The 22,329-nt window shown below is 67.8% G+C and carries 23 protein-coding genes and 1 tRNA gene; 13 read left to right on the forward strand and 11 right to left on the reverse strand.

What is annotated here, in order from left to right; translation table 11 throughout:
- Position 1: 1 nt before the first annotated feature.
- Genes ugpE through ugpQ form a run of 3 tightly spaced genes read left to right on the forward strand, consistent with a single transcriptional unit; the run spans position 2 to position 2,662 of the window.
- Positions 2-856, forward strand: a complete 855-nt coding sequence (gene ugpE / locus AC1DSA_RS06605) for a sn-glycerol-3-phosphate ABC transporter permease UgpE (RefSeq protein ID WP_477887276.1) — start codon at positions 2-4, stop codon at positions 854-856.
- A 2-nt stretch (positions 857-858) separates the two neighbouring features.
- On the forward strand, positions 859-1,869 hold the full coding sequence (locus tag AC1DSA_RS06610) for a sn-glycerol-3-phosphate import ATP-binding protein UgpC (protein ID WP_477887278.1): 1,011 nt from the start codon (positions 859-861) through the stop codon (positions 1,867-1,869).
- Between the two features lie 58 nt (positions 1,870-1,927).
- Complete coding sequence (ugpQ, locus tag AC1DSA_RS06615; RefSeq protein ID WP_477887280.1) at positions 1,928-2,662, forward strand: glycerophosphodiester phosphodiesterase; 735 nt, start codon at positions 1,928-1,930, stop codon at positions 2,660-2,662.
- Between the two features lie 153 nt (positions 2,663-2,815).
- Here the strand turns inward: ugpQ and AC1DSA_RS06620 are convergent, their stop codons facing one another.
- From AC1DSA_RS06620 to AC1DSA_RS06630, 3 genes are all read right to left on the reverse strand, one after another.
- Positions 2,816-3,406, reverse strand: coding sequence for a DUF3501 family protein (locus tag AC1DSA_RS06620; RefSeq protein WP_477887282.1), 591 nt, complete (start codon positions 3,404-3,406; stop codon positions 2,816-2,818).
- Positions 3,407-3,411: 5 nt separating this feature from the next.
- Positions 3,412-4,764, reverse strand: coding sequence for a heterodisulfide reductase-related iron-sulfur binding cluster (locus tag AC1DSA_RS06625; protein ID WP_477887284.1), 1,353 nt, complete (start codon positions 4,762-4,764; stop codon positions 3,412-3,414).
- 108 nt (positions 4,765-4,872) lie between these two features.
- Positions 4,873-5,295 (reverse strand): rubrerythrin family protein, encoded by a 423-nt coding sequence (locus AC1DSA_RS06630; protein WP_477887286.1) that lies wholly within the window; start codon positions 5,293-5,295, stop codon positions 4,873-4,875.
- Positions 5,296-5,538: 243 nt separating this feature from the next.
- On the opposite strand from AC1DSA_RS06630, the gene AC1DSA_RS06635 reads away from it, so the two are divergent.
- The 4 genes from AC1DSA_RS06635 to AC1DSA_RS06650 are packed head-to-tail and all read left to right on the forward strand — an operon-like array spanning position 5,539 to position 10,963.
- Complete coding sequence (locus AC1DSA_RS06635) at positions 5,539-6,156, forward strand: VOC family protein (protein ID WP_477887287.1); 618 nt, start codon at positions 5,539-5,541, stop codon at positions 6,154-6,156.
- A 56-nt stretch (positions 6,157-6,212) separates the two neighbouring features.
- On the forward strand, positions 6,213-7,940 hold the full coding sequence (locus AC1DSA_RS06640; RefSeq protein ID WP_477887289.1) for an FAD-dependent oxidoreductase: 1,728 nt from the start codon (positions 6,213-6,215) through the stop codon (positions 7,938-7,940).
- On the forward strand, positions 7,937-8,137 hold the full coding sequence (locus tag AC1DSA_RS06645; RefSeq protein ID WP_477887291.1) for a DUF2783 domain-containing protein: 201 nt from the start codon (positions 7,937-7,939) through the stop codon (positions 8,135-8,137). The genes AC1DSA_RS06640 and AC1DSA_RS06645 overlap by 4 nt, the downstream gene beginning before the upstream one ends.
- A 9-nt stretch (positions 8,138-8,146) precedes the next feature.
- A complete protein-coding gene (locus AC1DSA_RS06650) occupies positions 8,147-10,963 on the forward strand; it encodes a valine--tRNA ligase (RefSeq protein ID WP_477887293.1) in 2,817 nt (938 codons plus the stop codon).
- On the opposite strand, the gene AC1DSA_RS06655 is transcribed toward AC1DSA_RS06650, so the two are convergent.
- Positions 10,964-11,974, reverse strand: a complete 1,011-nt coding sequence (locus tag AC1DSA_RS06655; RefSeq protein ID WP_477887295.1) for an NAD(P)-dependent oxidoreductase — start codon at positions 11,972-11,974, stop codon at positions 10,964-10,966.
- A gap of 104 nt (positions 11,975-12,078) precedes the next feature.
- On the opposite strand from AC1DSA_RS06655, the gene galU reads away from it, so the two are divergent.
- Entirely contained in the window at positions 12,079-12,972 is an 894-nt protein-coding gene (galU, locus tag AC1DSA_RS06660) for a UTP--glucose-1-phosphate uridylyltransferase GalU (RefSeq protein WP_477887297.1), read from the forward strand.
- Here galU and AC1DSA_RS06665 read toward each other — a convergent pair.
- Genes AC1DSA_RS06665 through cysM form a run of 4 tightly spaced genes read right to left on the reverse strand, consistent with a single transcriptional unit; the run spans position 12,962 to position 15,481 of the window.
- A complete protein-coding gene (locus tag AC1DSA_RS06665; protein WP_477887299.1) occupies positions 12,962-13,804 on the reverse strand; it encodes a D-hexose-6-phosphate mutarotase in 843 nt (280 codons plus the stop codon). The genes galU and AC1DSA_RS06665 overlap by 11 nt on opposite strands.
- A gap of 14 nt (positions 13,805-13,818) precedes the next feature.
- Complete coding sequence (locus AC1DSA_RS06670) at positions 13,819-14,046, reverse strand: sulfurtransferase TusA family protein (RefSeq protein ID WP_477887301.1); 228 nt, start codon at positions 14,044-14,046, stop codon at positions 13,819-13,821.
- Positions 14,046-14,573: an NUDIX hydrolase gene (locus tag AC1DSA_RS06675; protein ID WP_477887442.1), complete on the reverse strand. Its 528-nt coding sequence runs from the start codon at positions 14,571-14,573 to the stop codon at positions 14,046-14,048. Before AC1DSA_RS06675 ends, AC1DSA_RS06670 begins: the two co-directional genes overlap by 1 nt.
- Positions 14,574-14,578: 5 nt before the next feature.
- On the reverse strand, positions 14,579-15,481 hold the full coding sequence (cysM, locus tag AC1DSA_RS06680; protein WP_477887303.1) for a cysteine synthase CysM: 903 nt from the start codon (positions 15,479-15,481) through the stop codon (positions 14,579-14,581).
- 41 nt (positions 15,482-15,522) lie between these two features.
- Between cysM and AC1DSA_RS06685 the strand changes: the two genes are divergently transcribed.
- Positions 15,523-15,609: transfer RNA gene (locus tag AC1DSA_RS06685), tRNA-Leu, on the forward strand.
- 344 nt (positions 15,610-15,953) lie between these two features.
- The gene (locus AC1DSA_RS06690; RefSeq protein ID WP_477887305.1) at positions 15,954-16,229 is read left to right on the forward strand and encodes a hypothetical protein; all 276 of its coding nucleotides are present in this window, start codon (positions 15,954-15,956) and stop codon (positions 16,227-16,229) included.
- Here the strand turns inward: AC1DSA_RS06690 and AC1DSA_RS06695 are convergent.
- Together AC1DSA_RS06695 and AC1DSA_RS06700 are read right to left on the reverse strand one after the other, a co-directional pair.
- Positions 16,214-16,342 (reverse strand): hypothetical protein, encoded by a 129-nt coding sequence (locus AC1DSA_RS06695; RefSeq protein WP_477887307.1) that lies wholly within the window; start codon positions 16,340-16,342, stop codon positions 16,214-16,216. The two genes, AC1DSA_RS06690 and AC1DSA_RS06695, sit on opposite strands and share 16 nt — an antisense overlap.
- 18 nt (positions 16,343-16,360) lie before the next feature.
- The gene (locus AC1DSA_RS06700) at positions 16,361-16,678 is read right to left on the reverse strand and encodes an H-NS histone family protein (protein WP_477887309.1); all 318 of its coding nucleotides are present in this window, start codon (positions 16,676-16,678) and stop codon (positions 16,361-16,363) included.
- 151 nt (positions 16,679-16,829) lie between these two features.
- On the opposite strand from AC1DSA_RS06700, the gene AC1DSA_RS06705 reads away from it, so the two are divergent.
- Entirely contained in the window at positions 16,830-17,858 is a 1,029-nt protein-coding gene (locus AC1DSA_RS06705) for a S1C family serine protease (protein WP_477887311.1), read from the forward strand.
- A 293-nt stretch (positions 17,859-18,151) separates the two neighbouring features.
- The gene (locus AC1DSA_RS06710) at positions 18,152-20,293 is read left to right on the forward strand and encodes a hypothetical protein (RefSeq protein WP_477887313.1); all 2,142 of its coding nucleotides are present in this window, start codon (positions 18,152-18,154) and stop codon (positions 20,291-20,293) included.
- Here AC1DSA_RS06710 and AC1DSA_RS06715 read toward each other — a convergent pair.
- Positions 20,290-21,222, reverse strand: coding sequence for an SDR family oxidoreductase (locus AC1DSA_RS06715; RefSeq protein ID WP_477887315.1), 933 nt, complete (start codon positions 21,220-21,222; stop codon positions 20,290-20,292). The genes AC1DSA_RS06710 and AC1DSA_RS06715 overlap by 4 nt on opposite strands.
- Before the next feature lie 40 nt (positions 21,223-21,262).
- Here AC1DSA_RS06715 and AC1DSA_RS06720 point away from each other — a divergent pair, with 40 nt between their 5' ends.
- On the forward strand, positions 21,263-22,309 hold the full coding sequence (locus tag AC1DSA_RS06720; RefSeq protein WP_477887317.1) for a CDP-6-deoxy-delta-3,4-glucoseen reductase: 1,047 nt from the start codon (positions 21,263-21,265) through the stop codon (positions 22,307-22,309).
- The last annotated feature ends 20 nt before the right edge of the window (positions 22,310-22,329 follow it).

Consider the following 22,329-nt stretch of genomic DNA (forward strand, 5'->3'; position numbering starts at 1 on the left):
CATGGTCCAGCGCACGCCCATCCTCAACTTCTTCTCCCACCTGATCCTCGTCATCGGGGTGATCGTGGTGTTCTTCCCGATCTACGTGACCTTCATCGGTTCCACCCAGACGGCACAGCAGATCACCTCCAGCAACCCGATCTCGCTGCTGCCCGGCACCAATATCGTCGAGAGCTACCGCTTCGCGCTGTTCGGCGGCAAGACCGAGGCGGGCGCCAGCGTCGCGCCGGCGCTGCCGATGATGGGCATCAGCCTGGCGATGGCGCTGATCATCGCCCTCGGCAAGATCGCCATCTCGCTGCTGTCGGCCTTCGCCATCGTCTACTTCCGCTTTCCGGCCAAGAACCTCGTGTTCTGGCTGGTGTTCGCCACGCTGATGCTGCCGGTGGAAGTGCGCATCGGGCCGACCTACCAGGTGATCTCGGACCTGCGGATGCTCAACACGATGGCGGGCCTGACCATTCCCATCATCGCCTCGGCCACCGCGACCTTCCTGTTCCGCCAGTTCTTCATGACGGTGCCGGACGAACTGGTGGAGGCCGCGCGCATGGACGGCGCCGGGCCGATGCGCTTCTTCAAGGACGTGCTGCTGCCCCTGTCCAAGACCTCGATGGCGGCCCTGTTCGTCATCCAGTTCATCTACGGCTGGAACCAGTACCTCTGGCCGCTGCTGGTGACCACCGACGAGAAGATGTACCCGATCGTCATGGGCATCAAGCGGCTGATCTTCGGCGAGGTCTACATCGAATGGAACGTGGTGATGGCCACCGCGATCCTGGCGATGCTGCCGCCGGCCGTCGTCGTGGTCCTGATGCAGAAGTGGTTCGTCAAGGGCCTGGTGGACACGGAAAAATAAGCATGGCATCCATTTCCCTCAGAAACGTCGTCAAGAAGTACGGCAAGGGCAAGGCGGAACTGCAGGTGATCCACGGCGTCAGCGCCGAGATCGCGGACCGCGAGTTCATCGTGATCGTCGGGCCGTCCGGCTGCGGCAAGTCCACGCTGCTGCGCATGGTGGCCGGGCTGGAAGAGATCAGCGGCGGCGAGATCGCCATCGGCGGCCGGGTGGTCAACCAGCTGGAGCCCGCGGAGCGCGACATCGCGATGGTGTTCCAGAACTACGCGCTGTACCCGCACATGAGCGTGTTCGACAACATGGCCTACGGCCTGAAGATCCGCAAGATGCCGATCGCGGAGATCAAGCAGCGGGTCGACAAGGCCGCCGGCATCCTGGAGCTGGGGCACCTGCTGGACCGCAAGCCACGCCAGCTGTCCGGCGGCCAGCGCCAGCGGGTGGCGATGGGCCGCGCCATCGTGCGCCAGCCCCAGGTGTTCCTGTTCGACGAGCCGCTGTCCAACCTGGACGCCAAGCTGCGCGCGCAGACCCGCATCGAGATCCAGAAGCTGCACCGCGAGCTGGGCATCACCTCGCTGTTCGTCACCCACGACCAGGTCGAGGCGATGACGCTGGCCGAGCGCATGATCGTGATGAACGCGGGTCGCATGGAGCAGTTCGGCACGCCGGAGGAGGTGTACCACCGGCCCGCGTCCACCTTCGTGGCGAGCTTCATCGGCTCGCCACCCATGAACCTGCTGAAGGACGTGCAGGGCGGCCGCAACGGCGCCATCACCGGCATCCGCCCCGAGCACCTGGACGTGGGCGACGGCGGTTGGGAAGTGCGCACGGAGAGCGTCGAACTGCTGGGCGCCGAACGGCTGATCTACGGTCGCATCGGCGGCGAGCAGATCATCGTCCGGATCGAGGAGAACCAGCCGGCGCCGAAGCCGGAGCAGGTGATCCGCGTCACGCCCCGCGAAGACCGGCTGCACTGGTTCGACGCCGCCAGCGGCAAGCGGATTGCGGCGTGAGCGCCGCACGGCCGGCCGAAGGCGCCCGCTCCCTCCGCTTGCGGATGGCGGAGGTCCCATGATTCCCTGGCCTTACCCGCGCTGGGTGGCGCATCGCGGCGCCGGCAGGCTGGCGCCGGAGAACACGCTGGCGGCCTTCCGCCTGGGCGCATCGCATGGCTACCGCATGTTCGAATGCGACGTGAAGCTGTCGGCGGACGGCGTGCCCTTCCTGATGCACGACGCGACGCTGGAGCGCACCACCAACGGCATCGGCCTGGGTGGCGACCAGCCCTGGGACCAGCTGGCGCGCCTGGACGCCGGCAGCTGGCATTCGCGGCAGTACGCGGGCGAGCCGCTGCCGACCTTCGAGAACGTCGCGCGCTACTGCCTGGCCAACCGCTTCGACCTGAACGTCGAGATCAAGCCGACGCCGGGGCTGGAAGACAAGACCGGCCAGGTCGTCGCCGACTACGCGGAGCGGATCTGGCGCGGCCAGGCCGTGCCGCCGCTGCTGACGTCGTTCCGTCCCGAATCGCTGCGGGCCGCGCTGCAGGCGCAGCCGCAGTTGCCGCGCGGCCTGCTGCTGGACACCTTGTGGGACGGCTGGTTCGACATCGCGCAGCGGCTGCAGTGCGTGGCCATCGTCTGCAACCACGCGCTGTGGGACGCCGGCACGGTCGCAAAGGTCCAGGGAGCGGGGATGCGCTGCCTGAGCTACACCGTCAACGACGACTGGGCGGCGCAGCGGCTGCTCGACCTGGGAACCGACGGGATCATCACGGACCGGGTGGACTTGTTTTCGCCCGCGTGAATGGGCTGAAGTTGGCGCGCAGGATCGCTGGGGTTCGCCTTCGGGCTCACCGCCAGCCTACGAAGTGTCCCGTCAAGGACGTGGACGCTCAGCTTTCATGTTCCAAGGAATGCCCCATGTAGGCTGGGGTGAGCGCGCAGCCGAACCCCAGCGTCAGCGAAGGTCGCCGGCCAGGGAGGCCAGCGTCTCCGGCACGATCGCCACGTGCGCCGGGTAGTTGGTGTGGTCGCAGCCCAGCTTCACCGCGGCGCCGGCCTTGACTGCCTGGCGCATCGCCGGCGTGAACTCGAAACGCAGGAAGTGCACCGCGGAGGTCTTCTCCTCGTTGTCCCGCGGCAGGTCCTCGTCGGCGATCGCGTACACGCGCGGGTGACCTTCCACTTCCACGAACATGCGGTCCTGCACGCCGATCAGACGCGCCAGTTCGCGCCTGCGCTCGTTGACGTCCGGGTACTCGATCAGCATGGTGGCTTTCCAGTTGCCGCCGTCCGGCACCAGCGGCGAATAGGCATCGATCTCGGACTGGATGCCCTCTTCCTCGAAGATCTTCTCGATGCGCAGCATCTCCTGGATCTGGTAGCGCATCGAGAGTTCGCTCTCGAACTGCACCGTGATGTGCTCGCCCAGGTGCACGGCGCGCAGCCGGCGGTGCGCGATGATCTCGCCCTTGTGCAGCTTGCGCCACTTCGCGTACGCCTCCAGCGTCATCAGGCTGTCGGTCGTGATCTTGCCCGTGGTCTGCATGGTGTTCACTTCAATCCGTAGGCCATCCGCAGCAGCGTGATGGGGTGCTCCAGCCGCGGCGCGCCCAGGCCGTTGCGGTCGAATCCCTGGTCGATGTGGTGGCCGCCCAGGGGACAGTCCGAGCTGATGAAGTCGGGCGCCCCGCCCTGCGGGTGTTCGGCCATGCGCTTGAACAGCGGCTTGCCGATCTTCATCGCCACCTCGTGGTACGGCTTCTTCACGCCGAAGGTGCCCGCGTGCCCGGAGCAGCGCTCGTTGGTGTGCACGAAGGTGCCGGGCACCATCTTGAGCAGTTCCTCGGTCTTGCGGCCGATGTTCTGCACGCGCGTGTGGCAGGGGACCTGGTAGCTCACCTTGCCCAGCGACTGCGGGAATTCCGTTTTCAGCAGGCCGTCGCGCCGCCGCGAGGTGAGGTACTCGAAGGGATCCCACATCGCCTCCTTGACCGCCTGCACGTCGGCGTCCTCGGGGTACATGAGGGGGATCTCCTGCTTGAACATCAGCGTGCAGCTCGGCACGGCGGCGAGGATCGCGTAGCCCTCGCGCGCGTATTTCGCCAGCACCGGGATGTTCGCCTGCTTGCTCTTGTCCACCGCGTCCAGGTCGCCCAGCTCCAGCTTGGGCATGCCGCAGCACTGCTCCTTTTCCACCAGCACATAGGGGATGTCGTTGTGCGCAAGGACCTTCAGCAGGTCCAGCCCGATGCCCGGCTCGTTGTAGTTGACGTAGCAGGTGGCAAAGATCGCGACCTTGCCGGGCGTGCGCTCGCCGTTCCTCACGGGCAGTTCCGCGGTCTTCGGCGCGGCGCTGCGGAACTTGCGGGTCGCCAGCGCCGGCAGCCACGCATTGCGGTCCACGTGCAGGGTGTTTTCCATCAGCGCGCGCATCGGCTTGGTCTGGTTCACCGCGTTGGCGACCTGGACCACGACGGGGATGCCGGCGAACTGGCCGTGCACGTCGGTGGACGAGAGGAACTTCGAGCCGAAGTCGACCTCGCCCTTCTTGAACTTGATCGCCTTGGCGCGCAGCATCGTGTGCGGGAAGTCCAGGTTCCATTCGTGCGGGGGCACGTAGGGGCACTTGGTCATGTAGCACAGGTCGCACAGGTAGCACTGGTCGACGACCTTCCAGTAGTCCTTCTTCTCCACGCCGTCGACTTCGCCGGTCTTGCTTTCGTCGACCAGGTCGAACAGCGTGGGAAAGGCCCCGCACAGGGCCACGCAGCGGCGGCAGCCGTGGCAGATGTCGAAGATGCGCTCCAGCTCCTTGAAGGTCGCGCCTTCGTCGTAGTACTCGGGCGACTTCCAGGCGATGGGATGGCGCGTGGGCGCCTCGAGGTTGCCTTCGCGGACGGCCATGGCGTTTGCTTCGCTTGTTGTGCTGGGGGGCTGGAATGATGGCACGCGCGTGCCATCACCCCAGCCCTCTCCCCGCGGGGAGAGGACGGAACTCGGGAAGCCGGGGACTCAGTCCGTCAGCTCGTTCAGCGCCTTGGTGTAGCGGTTGGCGTGCGAGCGCTCCGCCTTGGCCAGCGTCTCGAACCAGTCGGCGATCTCGTCGAAGCCTTCCTGGCGCGCGGTCTTCGCCATGCCGGGGTACATGTCGGTGTACTCGTGCGTCTCGCCGGCGACGGCGGCCTTCAGGTTGTTGCGGGTGCTGCCGATCGGCAGGCCGGTGGCGGGGTCGCCGACCTGCTCCAGCCATTCGAGGTGGCCGTGGGCATGGCCCGTCTCGCCTTCCGCCGTGGAGCGGAACAGCGCCGCCACATCGTTCTGGCCCTCGACGTCCGCCTTGTTTGCGAAGTACAGGTAGCGGCGATTGGCCTGGGACTCGCCGGCAAAGGCGGCCTTCAGGTTCTCTTCGGTCTTCGAGCCTTTCAAATTGGCCATGGAGTTCTCCTTCGAGGTGGGGTGAGGACGATGCGTGGCGCTCCGGCGGGGCCGAAGACGCTGCAAGCGTAGTGACGCGGGGCAGCGCCGTCTAATAGCCAGACTCAATGCACTTCATTCAGCATGGCTATTGGTTTGCGCCAGTTGATAACGAATCTCAACGGGCTCGAAGCAGCGCGGCGGATGGGGCTCGGCATTACGGTAAAGTAAACGCATTACGCATTGTTAAATCCAGGAGTCACCATGGCCGCCGTCCTGAAGGCCCCGGGCGCCCTGCCCGCGCCCGCGCCCATCCAGCAGCTGCACCACTACGCCTACCGGGCGCGCGACGCCGAGGAGACCCGCCGCTTCTACGAGGACATCCTCGGCCTGCCGCTGTACCACATCATCCAGAGCGACTACGTGCCGAGCACCGGCGAGTACTGCCCGTACACGCACTTCTTCTTCCGGCTGCAGGACGGGTCGTTCATCGCCTTCTTCGACCTGGGCGACGACCAGGCCTGCGAGCCGTCGCCGAACACGCCCAAGTGGGTGAACCACATCTCCTTCCGCGTCGACTCGATCCAGGCGCTGCAGGACATGAAGGCGCGGCTGGAAGCCAACGGCGTCGAAGTGCTGGGCGTCACGGACCACCACATCTTCCACAGCATCTACTTCTTCGATCCGAACGGGATCCGCCTGGAGCTCACGGCCCAGCTGGCCGACGAATTCCAGATGCTGCAGGAGAGCAAGACCGCGCACGCGCGCCTGAACGAATGGACTGCGCGCAAGGACCAGTGGCGCCGGGACCGCGCCGCCGGCAAGGTGGCGGAGCCGCTGAAGCCGCAGCAGAATGACCGCCCCGAATTCGTGAAGAAATGAGGGCGCGGCCGCCCCTCCGGGCGAACCGGGGGCGGCCATTTCCGGAGGACAGAAAGATGGCGGAAAGCTACGCCGGGGCGGCGTTCACCAACGGCTACGAGTTCACGCAGGGCAGCGGCTACGCGTTGCCCGAATACCCCTTCCTGGCGCCGCCGGAGCTCGCTTCGGGCCAGCCCGGCCACCATCCGATCGTGATCGTCGGCGGCGGCATCACCGGCCTCACGGCCGCGTGCGCGCTCGCGCACTACGGCGTCCCGGCCGTGCTGCTGGACGAGGACAACACGGTCGGCGTCAAGGGCGCGTCGTCGCGCGGCATCTGCTACACGCAGAAGTCGCTGGAGATCTTCGAGCGCCTGGGCGTCTACGAGCGCATCGCCGGCAAGGGCATCCAGTGGAGCGTGGGCCGCACCTTCGCGGGCAAGGACGAGGTGTACTCGTTCGACCTGCGGCAGCAGAGCGCCTTCAACCTGTCGACCCAGCCGCCCTTCATCAACATCCAGCAGTTCTACATCGAGGGCTACCTGGTCGAGCGGATCTACGAGCTGGGCCACGTGGACCTGCGCTGGCGCAGCCGGGTCACCGACTTCCGGCAGGACAACGAGTGCGCCACGCTCACCGTCCAGACCCCCGAGGGCGACTACCAGCTGCGCGCCGACTACGTGATCGACGCCACCGGCAGCCACAGCCCGTTCCGCAAGTGGGTGAACGCCTCCGTCACGGCGAAGAAGGGCGACGACCGCTGGTGCATCGCCGACGTCCGCTTCACCAAGCATCCGCCGGTGGAACGCCACACCTGGATCGAGGCGCCCTTCAACGAGAACCGCGCGGTCTGGCAGCACCTGATGGGCGACGGTGTCTGGCGCATCGACTACCAGATGGCGCCCGACGCGGACCCTGCCGAGGTGAGCCGGGAGGAAGTCGTGCGCGAGCGCCTGGCCCGCCAGTTCGGGCCCGACGCTGGCGTCGAGATCGTGTGGGTGGGTCCGTATGCCTACCGCAGCGAATGCGTGGACCACATGCGCCACCAGCGGGTGTTCTTCATGGGCGATGCCGCCAAGGTGGTGAGCCCCTTCGGCGCGCGCGGCGGCAACACCGGCATCGCCGATGCGGACAACCTGGCCTGGAAGCTGGCTGCGGTCCTCCAGGGTCGGGCCGCGCCGGCGCTGCTGGACAGCTACCACGAGGAGCGCCACGAAGCGGCCAGGCAGAACGTGCTCGTGACCAATCGCACGGCACGCTTCCTGCGACCCGGGACGCCGCAGGAAAAGATGTTCCGCGACGCGGCGCTGGGCCTGGCGCGGCAGCACGTCTTCGCCCGGCAGCTCGTCAACACCGGCCGCATGGCCGTCGCCAATCCATACACGCACTCGAGCGCCTGCGACCGCACGGGTGGGCAGTCGGTACAGAACGTCGCCTTCCAGTGGCCCGACGGTTCACCGGGACGCGTCAACGACCTGCTGCGCTGGGCGCACGGGCGGCTGCTGGTGCTGTTGTTCGGCGCCGCACCGCAGGTCGCGCTGCAGCGCCTGCGCGGCCTGACGGAAACCGCGCCGGTGCGGGCGGTGCAGGTGCTCGGCCCCGACGATCCGGCGGGTGCGCTGGAGCATGTGCGCGATCCCAAAGGCCACCTGCAGGGAGCCTGCCACGTCTTCGGCCATGCCTGGGCCCTGGTGCGCCCGGACAGCTACGTCGCCGCGACCGGCGAGAGCGTGGATGCCGCGCTGGTGCACGCGGTGGGCCAGGCGCTCGGCACGGCGCTGCACGAGGAGGAGGAGGCGGCATGAAGACCAACCTGAACCTGCAGGACGCCGACGGCTTCTACGAGCAGTTGCTGGACGCCCACCAGGGCCTGACCGAGCAGCAATCCGCCCTCCTGAACGCCCGGCTCATCCTGCTGCTGGCCAACCAGGTCGGCGACGCCAAGGTGCTGAAGGACTGCGTGGAAGCCGCGCGGACCGCGCCGCCGCAGGGCGGCACTTAAAATCCCCGGGTGAGCAACGAACAACCTGGGCTGAACAGCCTCTCCAAGTCCTTCGAACCGGCCGCCATCGAGGCGAAGTGGGGCCCGCTGTGGGAACAGCGCGGCTACGCCCGCGCGGGCCACCGCGGCACCGGGACGGCGAAGGCCGGCGAAGCCTCCTTCGCCATCCAGCTGCCGCCGCCGAACGTGACGGGCACCCTGCACATGGGCCACGCGTTCAACCAGACCATCATGGACAGCCTGGCGCGCTACCACCGCATGCGCGGCGCGAACACGCTGTGGGTCCCGGGCACCGACCACGCCGGCATCGCCACCCAGATCGTGGTGGAGCGCCAGCTGCAGGAGCAGGGCGTGAACCGCCACGACCTGGGCCGCGAGAACTTCGTCAAGAAGGTCTGGGAGTGGAAGGAGAAGTCCGGCAACACCATCACCACGCAGATGCGCCGCATGGGCGACAGCGTGGACTGGTCGCACGAGTACTTCACGATGGACGAGAAGCTCTCGAAGATCGTGACCGAGACCTTCGTCCGGCTGTACCAGCAGGGCCTGATCTACCGCGGCAAGCGGCTGGTGAACTGGGACCCGGAGCTGAAGACGGCCGTGTCCGACCTCGAAGTGGAGAGCGAGGAGGAAGACGGCTTCCTTTGGCACATCCGCTATCCGCTCGCCGACGGCTCCGGCCACCTCACCGTGGCCACCACGCGTCCCGAGACCATGCTAGGCGACGTGGCCGTGATGGTCCACCCCGACGACGACCGCTACCGCCACCTGGTGGGCAAGTACGTCAAGCTGCCGCTGTGCGACCGCGAGATCCCGGTGATCGCCGACGCCTACGTCGACAAGGAATTCGGCACCGGCGTCGTCAAGGTCACGCCCGCCCACGATCCCAACGACTACGCCGTGGGCCAGCGGCACCAGCTGCCCATGATCGGCGTGCTCACGCTGGACGCGAAGATCAACGACAACGCGCCGGCGGCGTACCGCGGCCTGGACCGCTTCGTCGCCCGCAAGAAGGTGGTGGCCGACCTGGAGGCGCACGGCCTGCTCGAGGAAACCCGCAAGCACAAGCTGATGGTCCCGCGCTGCGCGCGCACGGGCCAGGTGGTGGAGCCGATGCTCACCGACCAGTGGTTCGTGGCCATGACCAAGGTCAGCCCGCAGGACCCCACCCGCAAGTCGATCGCGCAGAAGGCGATCGACGCCGTCGACAGTGGCGCCGTGCGCTTCGTGCCGGAGAACTGGGTCAACACCTACAACCAGTGGATGAAGAACATCCAGGACTGGTGCATCTCCCGCCAGCTCTGGTGGGGCCACCAGATCCCCGCCTGGTACGACGAGCAGGGCGAGGTCTACGTGGCCCGCACCGAGGCGGAAGCCCAGGCGCAGGCTCCCGGCAAGAAGCTCACGCGCGACCCCGACGTACTGGACACCTGGTACTCCTCCGCGCTCGTGCCCTTCTCCACGATGGGCTGGCCGGAAAAGACGCAGGACATGGACCTGTACCTGCCCTCCAGCGTGCTGGTGACCGGCTACGACATCATCTTCTTCTGGGTCGCCCGGATGATCATGATGACGACCCACTTCACCGGCCAGGTGCCGTTCCGCCACGTCTACATCCACGGCCTGGTGCGCGACTCGCACGGCAAGAAGATGAGCAAGTCGGAAGGCAACGTGCTCGACCCGGTGGACCTGATCGACGGCATCGCGCTGCCGCCGCTGCTGGACAAGCGCACCACCGGACTGCGCAAGCCGGAGACGGCGCCGCAGGTGCGCAAGAACACCGAGAAGGAATTCCCGGAAGGCATTCCCGCCTACGGCGCCGATGCGCTGCGCTTCACCTTCGCGGCACTGGCGACGCTGGGCCGTTCGATCAACTTCGACGCCAAGCGCTGCGAGGGCTACCGCAACTTCTGCAACAAGCTCTGGAACGCGACGCGCTTCGTGCTGATGAACTGCGAGGGGCAGGATCTCGCCGAGCAGGACGCGACGCTCACGCCGGCCGACCGCTGGATCATTTCCGTGCTGCAGAAGGCGGAAGCCGAAGTGGCGAAGGGCTTCGCCGAGTACAGGCTGGACAACGTGGCCACCACCCTGTACCAGTTCGTGTGGGACGAGTACTGCGACTGGTACCTGGAGATCGCCAAGGTGCAGATCCAGGGCGGCGACGCCGCGCAGCAGCGCGGGACGCGCCGCACGCTGATCCGCGTGCTGGAGGCGATCCTGCGTCTCGCCCACCCGGTGATTCCCTTCATCACCGAGGAGCTGTGGCAGAAGGTGGCGCCGGTCGCCGGCAAGACCGGCGACTCCGTCAGCCTGGCGCCCTATCCGGAGACCAATCCCGCCAACGTGAACCCGCAGGCGGAAGCCTGGATGGCCAAGCTGAAGGCGGTGGTGGACGCGTGCCGCACCCTGCGCGGCGAAATGAACGTGTCCCCCGGCACGCGCCTGCCGGCGTACGTGGTGGGCGACACGGGCTTCCTGCGCGAGGCCACGCCGGTCCTGCAGGCCCTTGCGAAGCTGAGCGAGGTGAAGATTTTCGACAGCGAGCCCGAATGGGCAGCGGCTGCAAAGGCCGCGCCGGTGGCCATGGTCGGCCAGGCACGCCTGTGCCTCTACATGGAGATCGACGTCGCCGCCGAGAAGGCGCGCATCACGAAGGAAGTCGGCAGGGTGAAGGGCGAATTGGCCAAGGCCAACGGCAAGTTGTCCAACGAGGCCTTCGTCGCCAAGGCGCCGCCCGCCGTGATCGAGCAGGAGCGCCAGCGCATCGCCGACTTCGCGGCCTTGCTGGAAAAGCTGGAAGCGCAGCTGCAGCGCCTGGGCTGATCAGCGTTCGGCGTGCGGCACCGAGGACGGCACGCTGTCCGGTACCGAGTCCAGGCCCATGGCCCCGCTGAGGATGGTGTCGAAGCCGGAATGGCGCGGGCTGGTCAGCGTCTCGTGCAGGCGCTGGGCCACGTACCAGCTCGCGCGCACCCGCGATTCGCGCGTGTAGGAGCCCAGCCGCGGCGTGAGATAGAGGTTGCGCTGTCCGTGCAGCGGCGTGCCGCGCGCGGCGAAACCGGCCTCGGCGCCATCGAGCATCGCAGCCTCGATGCGGCCGTCGGCGAGCGCACGCGCCAGCGCCTCCCCGTCGAAAAGGTCCGAGCGGGTCGTGCCAACCCACAGCTGGCCGGGCTTGCAGTGCGCGAGCACCTTGTCGTTGACGAAGCCGCGGTAGCGCGAGGCATAGAGCACCTGCACCGTCACGGCATCGGCCTGCGCCATCAGGTCCTGCAGGCTCACGGGCTGGATGCGCAGCCGCTGCCACGTCGAGGCGGAGTGGTGCACGGCGGGGTCGTAGCCGATCAGCTTCGCGCCGAGTGCGTCGAGCATCATCGCCAGCGCATGGGCCGAGGGCGCCAGGCCCAGGATGCCGACGGTGCTCCCGTGCAGTTCGCGCCCGAGCGTGGCGGGGGCGTGTCGATCCCCCTTCAGGGCCGAACCGATCGCCCGCCGATACAGCAGCAGCAGGCTCGCGAGCAGGTATTCCGCGTTGGAGCGCACATGGGCATTCACCGCCTGCAGCACGCGGATGCGACGTTCCCGGCAAGCCTCGAGGTCCGTGTTGTCGGTCCCCTCATGCATGCGAGCCAACGCGCGCAGCACCGGCGCGAAGTCGAGGAACTCGCGGGTGACGGGCAGCTTGCGGGGCAGCACCAGCGCCTGGACGTTGTAGAGCTGCTTGCGCAGCGCGATGGGGTCCTGCGCGAGTTCGGGCCGGTAGGAGAGCTGGTGCCTCGCTTCCAGCCACGCCTGCGCTTCGGGAATCAGCCGTTCGAGCAGAAGGATTTCCAAGACAAACGTTCCTTGGTGTCACCGCAAGACGCGTCACTTCAGCGATGATCGCCCCCGGTGGTGCCGGAGCCGGCCCACTCTAGCCACAACCCCAAGAGCGGTCGATGAAAAACTTCACACATGTTAACAAAGCGGTCTTCCCGGTCGCAGGCCTGGGCACCCGCTTTCTTCCCGCGACCAAGGCGCAGCCCAAGGAGATGCTGCCCGTGGTGGACAAGCCCCTGATCCAGTACGCGGTGGAAGAGGCGTACGAAGCCGGCATCCGCCACATGATCTTCGTCACCGGGCGCAACAAGCGCGCGATCGAGGACCACTTCGACACGGCCTACGAGCTGGAAAGCGAGCTGGAGGCGACGGGCAAGAAGGAACTGCTGGCGCTGGTGCGCAGCCTGGCGCCCGCCGACATGGACTGCTCCTACGTGCGCCAGCCCCGCTCCCTGGGCCTCGGACACGCGGTGCTGTGCGCCCGCCACATCGTGCGCAACGACCCCTTCGCCGTGCTGCTGGCGGACGACCTCATGGTCGGCAGGGACGGCGGCCCGGGCGTCCTCAAGCAGATGGTGGAGGTGTTCCTGCGCGTGCAGACATCCGTGCTCGCCGTGCAGGAAGTGCCCCTGGAGCACGTCAAGCGCTATGGCATCGTGGCCGGTGAACCGGCCGGCGAACGCCTCGTGAAGGTACGGCAGATGGTCGAGAAACCCTTGCCCGACAAGGCGCCCTCCCGCCTGGGCGTGGCCGGCCGCTACGTGCTGACGCCGTCGGTGTTCGACTGCATTGCCAACCAGCCGCGCGGCAGCGGCGGCGAGATCCAGCTCACCGATGGCATCGCACAGTTGATCGGGACCGAAGGCGTGCATGCCTACCTGTACGAGGGCAAGCGCTACGACTGCGGCAGCAAGGACGGCTTCCTGGAGGCCTCGGTGGAGTTCGCCTTGAAGCACCCGGAAATCGGGCCCGGCTTCCGCGCTTACCTGAAGGGTCTGGACCTCAAGGGCTGAGCGGCACCAGTTCCAGGCGCTGCATGCCCCGCCAGGTCTTGCCCGGCGGCAAGGTCACCGGTCGCGCGACCACCGCGGCCTCGATGCAGACCATCCGCAGCCAATCCTGCGGCGGCATGTCGCCCAGGCGGGCCGCCTTGTCCACGCCGGGATTCCACAGCACCGCGTCGGTGAACCCTTGCTGGATCACGCGGCGATCCGGCATGCCGCCGCCGGCCAGGTGCAGCTGCGGCGGCACGTCGCGGTACACGCGATCCACTTCGCCAGGGAAGGCGAGCGCGGGCGCATCGTCCCGCTTCAACGCGTTGCCTTGCAGCGCGTCCTCGTACTGGAGGCCGCCCAAGCCCGCCACCGACGCTGTGCGCACGTCGTGCACGGCGAAGTAGGTGTGCAGCGCCGCGGTGAAGCTGTACGGGGTACGGCCGGTGTTGGCCGCCTGCAGGTGCAGCTCCAGCCAGCCGTGTCCCAGCCGCGCCACCAGCACCAGGCAGAACGCATGGTCCCAGGCGGCCGGCAGCATGGAGGAATCGACCTGGAAGTGGGCCTCGGCGATCTCGCCGCCCGGCATCGCCGCCTCGACCAGCTCCCAGTGGCTCGTGCGGACGAACCCGTGCTTGGGCAGGGGACCTCGATCGGAAAACTGGGGAAAGCAGATCGGGGTGCCGCCCCGCACGGACTTGCCCGCCGCGGGTACCGACAGGGGACTGCGATAGATCTGCTCCTCCGCTCCGGCGGGCCGCCAGGACAGCAGTTGCGCGCCGTGCAAGCTGATGGCGGCGCTGTCGCCGGCAGCGGTGCGCAGCACGACCGGCTCCTGCTCCCCCGCTGTCATGCCTGGCTCCGTGTTCAGCGGCGACGCAGCACGTGGATGTACTCGTCGCCCACGGTCTGCTGCTCGACCAGTTCGTTGCCGGTCTGCTTGGCGAAGGCCTGGAAGTCGCGCAGCGATCCGCCATCGGTGGAGACCACCTTGAGCAGCTGGCCGCTCTTCATGTCGGTCAGCGCCTTCTTGGCCTTCAGGATGGGCAGCGGGCAATTGAGCCCGCGCGTGTCGATTTCCTTGTCGATCTGCATCACTTGTCCCCTGACGGCCGCGCGAACTCCATGAACTGCGGCTCGTAGCCGCGGCCGCGCAGCCAGTCGGCCAGGGCGTAACCGGTGCCGGCCGGCCAGCAGCGCAACTGGTCATAGGCGAACAGGCGGTAGTCGACGAGTTCGGGCGACAGCTTCACTTCGCCCTCGCACACGGCATGGTAGGCGATGATCACCTGGTTCATGCGCTGGAAGTCATAGACACCGATGAGGTCGACCGAGAGCGCGCGCAGGTTGGTCTCCTCCGCGATCTCGCGGGTGATGCCGTCCTGCGGCGTCTCGCCGGCTTCCATGAAGCCGGTGATCAGCGCATACATCTTGTGCTGCCAGGCGGCGTTGCGCGCCAGCAGGATCTTGTCCTGGTACTGCACGACGGCCGCGAGCACCGGCGTCGGATTGTTCCAGTGCGTCCAGTTGCAGGACGCACAGCGCAGGCGCTGCTTCTCGCCGCCGTCCTCCTGCTGCGCGATCCAGGCCAGCGGGGTCGCGCACTGCGGGCAGAAGCGCATCTCGCTCACGCCGGGAACACCCCGGTGGAGAGGTAGCGGTCGCCGCGATCGCACACCACGAAGACGATGGTCGCGTTCTCCACCTGTTGCGCGACCTGCTGCGCGACCCAGCACGCACCCGCCGCGGAGATACCCGCGAAGATGCCCTCCTCGCGCGCCAGCCGGCGGCACATGTCCTCGGCGTCTTCCTGGCTGACGTAGACCAGCTCGTCCACAGACTTCGGGTCGTAGATCCGCGGAAGGTATTCCTGCGGCCACTTGCGGATGCCGGGAATGCGGGAGCCTTCGCTCGGCTGCGCGCCGACGATGCGGACCGCCGCGTTCTTCTCCTTCAGGAAGTGCGACACGCCGGTGATGGTGCCCGTGGTTCCCATCGCGCTGACGAAGTGCGTGATACGGCCGCCGGTCTGCTCCCACAGCTCCGGACCGGTGGTTTCGTAATGGATGCGCGGGTTGTCGGCATTGGCGAACTGGTCCAGCACGCGGCCCTTGCCCTCGCGCTGCATGTTCTCGGCGAGGTCGCGCGCGTACTCCATGCCGCCGCTCTTGGGCGTGAGCACCAGTTCGGCGCCGAACGCCTTCATGGTCTGCGCGCGCTCGATGGACAGGTCCTCCGGCATGACCAGCACCATGCGGTAGCCCTTGATGGCCGCGGCCATGGCGAGGGCGATGCCGGTGTTGCCGGACGTCGCCTCGATCAGCGTGTCGCCCGGCTTGATCTCGCCGCGCTCTTCCGCGCGCTGGATCATGGACAGGGCCGGGCGGTCCTTCACGGAGCCCGCGGGATTGTTGCCTTCCAGTTTTCCGAGGATGACGTTGCCGCGTTTCGCGTTGTCCGCCGCCCCGATGCGTTGCAGCGCGACCAACGGCGTCCTGCCGATCGCGTCCTCGATCGTGGGGTATTGCATGGCGTCACTGTGCCATAATTTCCGGCTGCCCTCTCTACACTGCCGGAGTGGCGAAATCGGTAGACGCAGCAGACTCAAAATCTGCCGGTGGCAACACCGTGCCGGTTCGATTCCGGCCTCCGGCACCAGCGTTTTCTTGCTGAAGAAGCTGCAGCGCAATTCCACAGCCCGTTCCGCATCGTTTTCCGCAAAACGGTGAGCCGCTGCGTTGCTCTCCCCCGTGACGCGCAGCCATCCGCAACCGTTGAGCCTAGCCCTTTCCTCTTAAGCATTCCCGTGGATGGTGTTCCGTGTTCGGTCACAGCAGGATCTGTGTCCAAACCTCAGGAGCAAGGCATGAGGATGACCTCCCGGTCGCAGGGATCGAGTCAGCCGCCATCGTTCTCGATGCGATGGCGAAGGCAGAGTTCGCCGCGGCACGGGTGTCCCTCCGATGGACGATCCATCCGCCGCATCCCGCATGCATGAACGAATGAAAGCCATCGCCACCTCCCTGGTGGAGGGTCTGTGGTGGCTGGTCAAGCTCCCGATCCTGCTGATCGGGTGCGTGATGCAGATCTTGTTCTGGGTCTTCGAGCCCATGAGCAGGTACCCCACCCAGCCCCTTGAAGACATGACCGACTCTGAAGGAGATCGCGTGACCGACCCCCGCCTGTTGCGCATCACCACCCCCAAGCGCGAAGTCCGCCAGTCTTTATGGATGCGGTTGATGGGTTGGCTTCGCGGCTTGCGTCAGCCGACCCGGTAGGCGATGCAGGCGTCGCTTGCGGTCTTGCGCACCCCAAAGCGCGGCGGTGTCGCAATCGAAACGAATTTCCTGACGGGCAATTGGCTTTCAGACACGCGCAGGTCGCGGTCCACGGCCGCGCCGTTCCTTTTCTAAACGGCGAATTCCTCCAGCCGGCGGCCTTCCTTGAGCGCCTCGGTGACCCAGCGCGGCTTGCGGCCCCGCCCACCCGACCAGGTTTCCCCGTTGGGACCGCGGTATTTCACCGGCGATTTCGCCGACTTTGCCGGTTTGGCGCGCGAATTCCCCGGGCCGCCGCGCGCAAATCCGAGATCGGCGGCAGTCAGGCCATACAGGTCGACCTTGCGCTTGATATCGGCGATCGCGTCGGCGATTTCCTGTTCGCGCATTCTTTCCGCTTCCGCCAGCAGTTTTTCCGCCTGCTCTTTCAATTCCAGATAAGTCGCCACGAATTTTCCTTGCCAATTGGGTGAATCGAATTATGCAAAAAAGGGCCGCGCGGATTTCCTTCACCTGACGCCCGGCCGGGGTGTCCCTCCGGACAATTGCGGCAGGCGGCCTTTTGGAGCATCCTCACTCGGCCAACTTCCGGGGATCCCGATGTCCCTCCTGCGCCTCACCCGCCGGTCCGCCGGCATCGTGCTGCTCGCTCTCGCGGCAGCGTTCTCCGCGCAAGCCGCGTCGCCGGCTGCATCGCAACAGGCGAACATCGAGGCGATCACGCGGGCCGTCGAAGCCGTCGTCGGCCTGGAGGTCACCGCCACCGAAGGAGCGAGGTCCGCGGAAACGCTCGGACGCGACCGCACGGGCTCGGGCGTCGTGATCGGAAGCGACGGCCTGATCCTCACCATCGGCTACCTGATCGTGGAAGCGGACGCGATCCAGGTGACCACCTTCGACAACCGCGTCGTTCCGGCGAGTCCGGTGGCGTACGACCTGGCCACCGGCTTCGGGTTGGTGCGGGCCCTGCTGCCGCTGCGCGGGATCCAGCCCGTGACGCTGGGCAGCGCTAAGGAGATCGCCGCCGAGACGAAGCTGATCGCCGTCACCGGTGGCGATGAGGGCGGAGTCGGGGTCACCCAGCTGATGGCGAACCGACCGTTCTCCGGCTACTGGGAATACCACATCGAGAGCGCGCTGTTCACGAGCCCGCCGCTGCGCAACCACAGCGGGGCGCCGCTGTTCAGCGCGCGCGGCGAACTGCTGGGGATCGGCAGCCTGTTCGTGGGCAACGCGATGGGCGACAACCGGCAGGTGCCGGGCAACATGTTCGTGCCGGTGGACCTGCTCAAACCCATCCTTGCGGAAATGCAGCAGACGGGCAGCACCCGGGTGAGCCATCGGCCCTGGCTGGGGCTGACTTCCACCGAGCACGGCGGGCGGGTGCAGATCGTCCGGGTCAGCCGCGGCAGTCCTGCCTTCGACGCGGGCCTGGGCGAGGGAGATGTGGTGCTGGCCATCGACGACGAAAAGGTGAACACGCTGGAAGGCTTTTACAAGAAGCTGTGGTCACGCCCGGAGGCCGAAGGCGACGTTCGCCTGACGGTGCTGCAGGGGTCGGCCATCCGCCAGGTGACGGTCCATTCGGTGGACCGCATGAAGACGATGCGCAAGCCGGAAGGCATCTGAATCCGAATGTGACAGCCGTGTCCGACAGCGGCTGCGGAAATCGGCTGACAGGGAACTGCGCCGCTCTGCCTAGCCTTGGCAGTCGGCGCTTGCAAGCGGGGGGAAGGCATCGTGTCGGCAATTCCAGGGTCCGGGCAGGATCAGCCTCGGCGTGAAGGCTGGGGCGCATGGCTGCGCGTGGCGGCGGTCGCCGCGGTGCTGCTGATGCTGTCGGAGGCCTTGTGGTTGTGGCAGACCTGGCCAGTGCGCGACCTGCTGCGGCCGGCCGTGGCGCCCCGCACTGCGAGCAGGACATGACGGCTTGGCTTCCCGTGCGCCTGCGCCGCGCGGTGCCCCTGCGCCGGCCCTGGCTCGCACTGGCCTGGCTGCTGCTCGCGCTCTGGGCCGCTGGCATCGCAGTCGCTGCCTGGCAGCTGGACAACTGGCGGCAGGAACTGACGCGCACGCTGTTGCAGCTGAACGCCGACGCCCGTTTCCGCGCGCGTGTCCCGAACCGGGAGGCGGTCGATCCCGAGTGGTACCGCCGCAAGGCGATCGCGCTTCTCTCGGCCAGCGAGCGACTGAAGCACGGCGCGGCGTGGACCGCCTTCCTTCCCGGCTCCTGGCACGCCTTCGACGATCTCGAAGAGCAGGTGCAGGCCCGCCTCGAGCGGGAGTTCAGCGACATCGTCGTCGAGACCCTGCGGCGCGAGCTGTACGCGCGTGCCAGCCGACTGAGCGGCGTGCCGCAGGTGCGCGGCACGGGCGACCTGCAGACCGGCGCCGAATGCCAGTCGCCGGTGCCACTGACGCTGGAGCGCCGCCTGAGCTCGGCACCGGAAGACCTTCCGGAGTTCATTGCCGTGACCGAGTACGTGGACGGGGTCGCGCAGCTGGACGCCGCGGTGCAGTCCTTCCTGTCCCTGCAGTACAGCAGCGGCCAGCCGGACCAGTTGCGCAAGCTCGTGGCGTACACCCTCGGCAAGGAGCTGCCGGGCGCGCTGGAAGGCGCCGTGCGCATGTTCCAGGGCAACGAGGAGGTGAGCATCCAGCCTGCCCTGATGCAGGCGCGCCTGCAATGGGCAACCCGCTGCGCGCTCGACAAGGCCATGGGCGCGCTGCACACCCGCCTGCTGAACACGAACGAGCTGTTCGCGCTGGAACAGGGCTATGCCACGCGCAGCGCCGGGCTGTTCGATCCCGCGGCCCGGGCCATGCCGTTCGACCGCACCATCGAGCGCTATCGCGCCGTGCATGCGCTGCTGGAGGACCAGAACACGCTGCTGGCCAAGGGCCGCAATGGCTGGATGGGTCAAGGCACGCTCCAGCTCGGCCCGGCCTACCAGCGCATCCTGCAGCGCATCGAAGCCACGCGCCTGCTGGGACCGGAGGTGGTGCAGCAGTTGCAAAGCCAGTCGGGTGCGGCCTTCTCCGAATTCCGCCGCCAGTTCGAGCAGGCCTTCGGCGGCCACCGCGAGCCCGGCATCGTGTGGCTCGAAGCGGAGCAGCGCTTCGGGCTGTCCCGCGACCGTGCGGCACTGCGCGAAGGACTCGGCGCGCTGCTGCGGGTGCCTTTCATGGCCGACGAGGCCACGGGCGGCGCGGCCCGGACGCGCGAGGCCGTCAGCCTGCCGCGCGTGCTGCAGGAAGCGCGGGCGCTCTCGGAAGAGCGCGCCCGTGCGAACGCCGAGGTCGTGCCCGTGTTCCCGGAACCCGTCCGGCCCGTGGTGGCAAAGGTGATCGACACGCGGGTTTCCGAGCTGATCTACCAGCGGGCTTTCCGCTCCCTGAAAGCCCTGCAGCCAGCGGACGCCAGCGCGCCGCTGGACACCGCGGCATTCCGCGAGCAACGCGAACAGGTGCGCGCGCTGCAGGCCGTCCTGAAGGAAACCGGCGGCAGCTGGTTCGGCGACCGGCTCGCTTCCGTCCTCGACGCAGAGCTGCTCGGTCGCCTGGCGGTGCTGCAGCAGGACTGGGAACAGCTGCCGCTGCCGGACGCCCGCAGGACCAACCTGGCCGCCTGGCAGGGCGAACCACTGGCCCTGGCGCAGGTGATCGGCGCGGATGCTGGCACGGTTCCGCCGCCCGCCTTCTCCCGCACGGCCATCCGCCTGGACCTGCTGGTGCAGCAGGCGCGCGGCCTGCTGGCCCTCGGAAGTCCCGCAATGGCGGCGGATCCGGCAGCCGCGCGCTGGGTGCAGTTGCAATCGGAACTGGAACGCTACACGGCGCATGCCAGCGACAGCAGCCTGCTGCGCCTGGAACGGTATCTCGGGTCCCTGGGACCGGACCTGCGCCGCGAGAACTGCGCCGAAAGGCTGGCCGCGCAGGCGCCGGTCGCGCTGCACGAGGACGAGATCGCCCAGCGGCACCTGCAGTTGCACCAGGCGCTGGTGCAACGCTGCGGCGAGTTGCGGGCGCAGGCGCCGGCGCCCGCCGCGTCACTCGCCCCCTAGTCTCGATCCCGAAGTCCGCTTGCGACGGTGGGATGCACGAGCCGAAGGCGCAGCTCCTTCTTCAGCCGCGCGTTGTCGAGCCGCCGCGATTCGCTCATGAAACTGAGCAGCACCAGCGGCAACTGCTCCTGTGCCGTGCTACGCGGGATGCGGGGCGGCCGGGGCAATCCGTACAGGTCGGCCGCGAGGTCGAAGTACTCGCCCATCTTCAACTCGCTGTCGTCGCAGGCGTTGTAGACGCGTTGCGACCGCGCGCGCCACAGGGCCGCGATGACCGCCCGCGCCAGGTCGTCGGCGTGGATGTGGTTGGTGTAGACGTCGTCTTCCGGCGTGAGAACGGGCGTGCCCTTCAGCAGGCGATCGCGCGGCGTGCCGCCCGCCCGGTCGGGCGCGTAGATGCCGGGAATGCGCAGGACTGCCGTGCGCGTTCCGGTGCCGCGCCCGAAGAAACGCACCTGCCGCTCGGCATCGACGCGGCGCTGGGCGCGCGGTGTGCGTGGCGCCACGGCGCGTTCCTCGCCGATCTTCTCGCCCGCGCAGTCGCCATAGACGCCGGAGGTCGAGCCGTACACCAGGGAGGCCGGCGCCGAGCGTTGCCTCAGCGCGCGCAGCAGCGCATGCGTGCGGTGGTCCCGCCACCATTGCTCCGTGGCTTCGCTGGCCGGCGGCGCCAGGTGCACGATCCGGTGGGCCACCCCGGCGAGGCGCGCGAGGGTGGCGGGCGCATCGAGATTGCCAACCAGGGGCGTGATGCCGCGGTCGCGCAGCAGGGGCGCGCGCGCCGGCGTCGAGGTGAGGGCCAGCACGCGCACGCGGGGCGGCAAGGCGCGCGCCACGCGCACGCCGACATCACCGCATCCGACGATCAGGACGCGCGTGCGGCGGAAGCGGCTGGGCAACGCGCCGAGAGGGTTCTGGTTTGAGGGCAAAATCCGTTCCGGAACACAGAGCCCCAGAGGATACCCAAGCATGACAGCCGACTCGGCAGGCGCCGGCCCTTTCCAGATCAGCGTGCAGCCCAGCGGGCGCACCTTCGGCGTGGAGGGGGGAGAGGCCATCCTCGCGGCTGCGATCCGCCAGGGCATCGGCATGCCCTACGGCTGCAAGGACGGCGCCTGCGGCTCGTGCAAGTGCAAGAAGCTGGAAGGCACCGTGGTCCACGGGACGCACCAGAGCAAGGCCCTGTCCGCCGAGGAAGAAGCCAACGGCCTGATCCTCACCTGCTGCGCGGTGCCGCAGACGGACGTGGTGCTCGAGTCGCGGCAGGTGACCGACGAAAGCGCTTTCCCCGTGCGCAAGATGCCCGCACGCGTCAATTCGCTGGCCAAGGTGTCGCACGACGTGATGGTGGTGAAGCTGCAGCTGCCGGCCAACGACACGCTGCGCTACCACGCCGGCCAGTACGTCGAATTCATCCTGCGCGACGGTGCGCGCCGCAGCTACTCGATGGCCAACGCGCCGCACAACGGTCCCGGCGTGGAACTTCACATCCGGCACATGCCGGGCGGCAAGTTCACGGACCACGTGTTCACCGCCATGAAGGAGAAGGAGATCCTGCGCGTGGAAGGCCCCTTCGGCAGCTTCTTCCTGCGCGAGGATTCCGACAAGCCGATGATCCTGCTGGCCTCCGGCACCGGCTTCGCGCCGATCAAGGCCCTGATCGAGCACATGCAGTTCAAGGGCATCCAGCGGCCCGCCACCCTGTACTGGGGCGGCCGCCGCCCTTCGGACCTCTACATGGACGACTGGGTTCGCGACAAGCTGGTGGAGATGCCCCACCTGACCTACGTCCCCGTCATCTCCAACGCGCTGCCGGAGGACAACTGGACGGGCCGCACCGGCTTCGTCCACAAGGCCGTGCTCGAGGACCACCCGAGCCTCGCGGAGCACCAGGTCTACGCCTGCGGTGCGCCCATCGTGGTCGACTCCGCCCGGGCCGAATACAGCGCCCAGGCCGGCCTGCCGCCGGAAGACTTCTTCGCGGATTCGTTCACCACCGAGGCGGACAAGCACTGAGCCCAGAGGCGCAGGCCCGG

Source organism: Ramlibacter sp. P4_H7 (genome assembly GCF_056400765.1).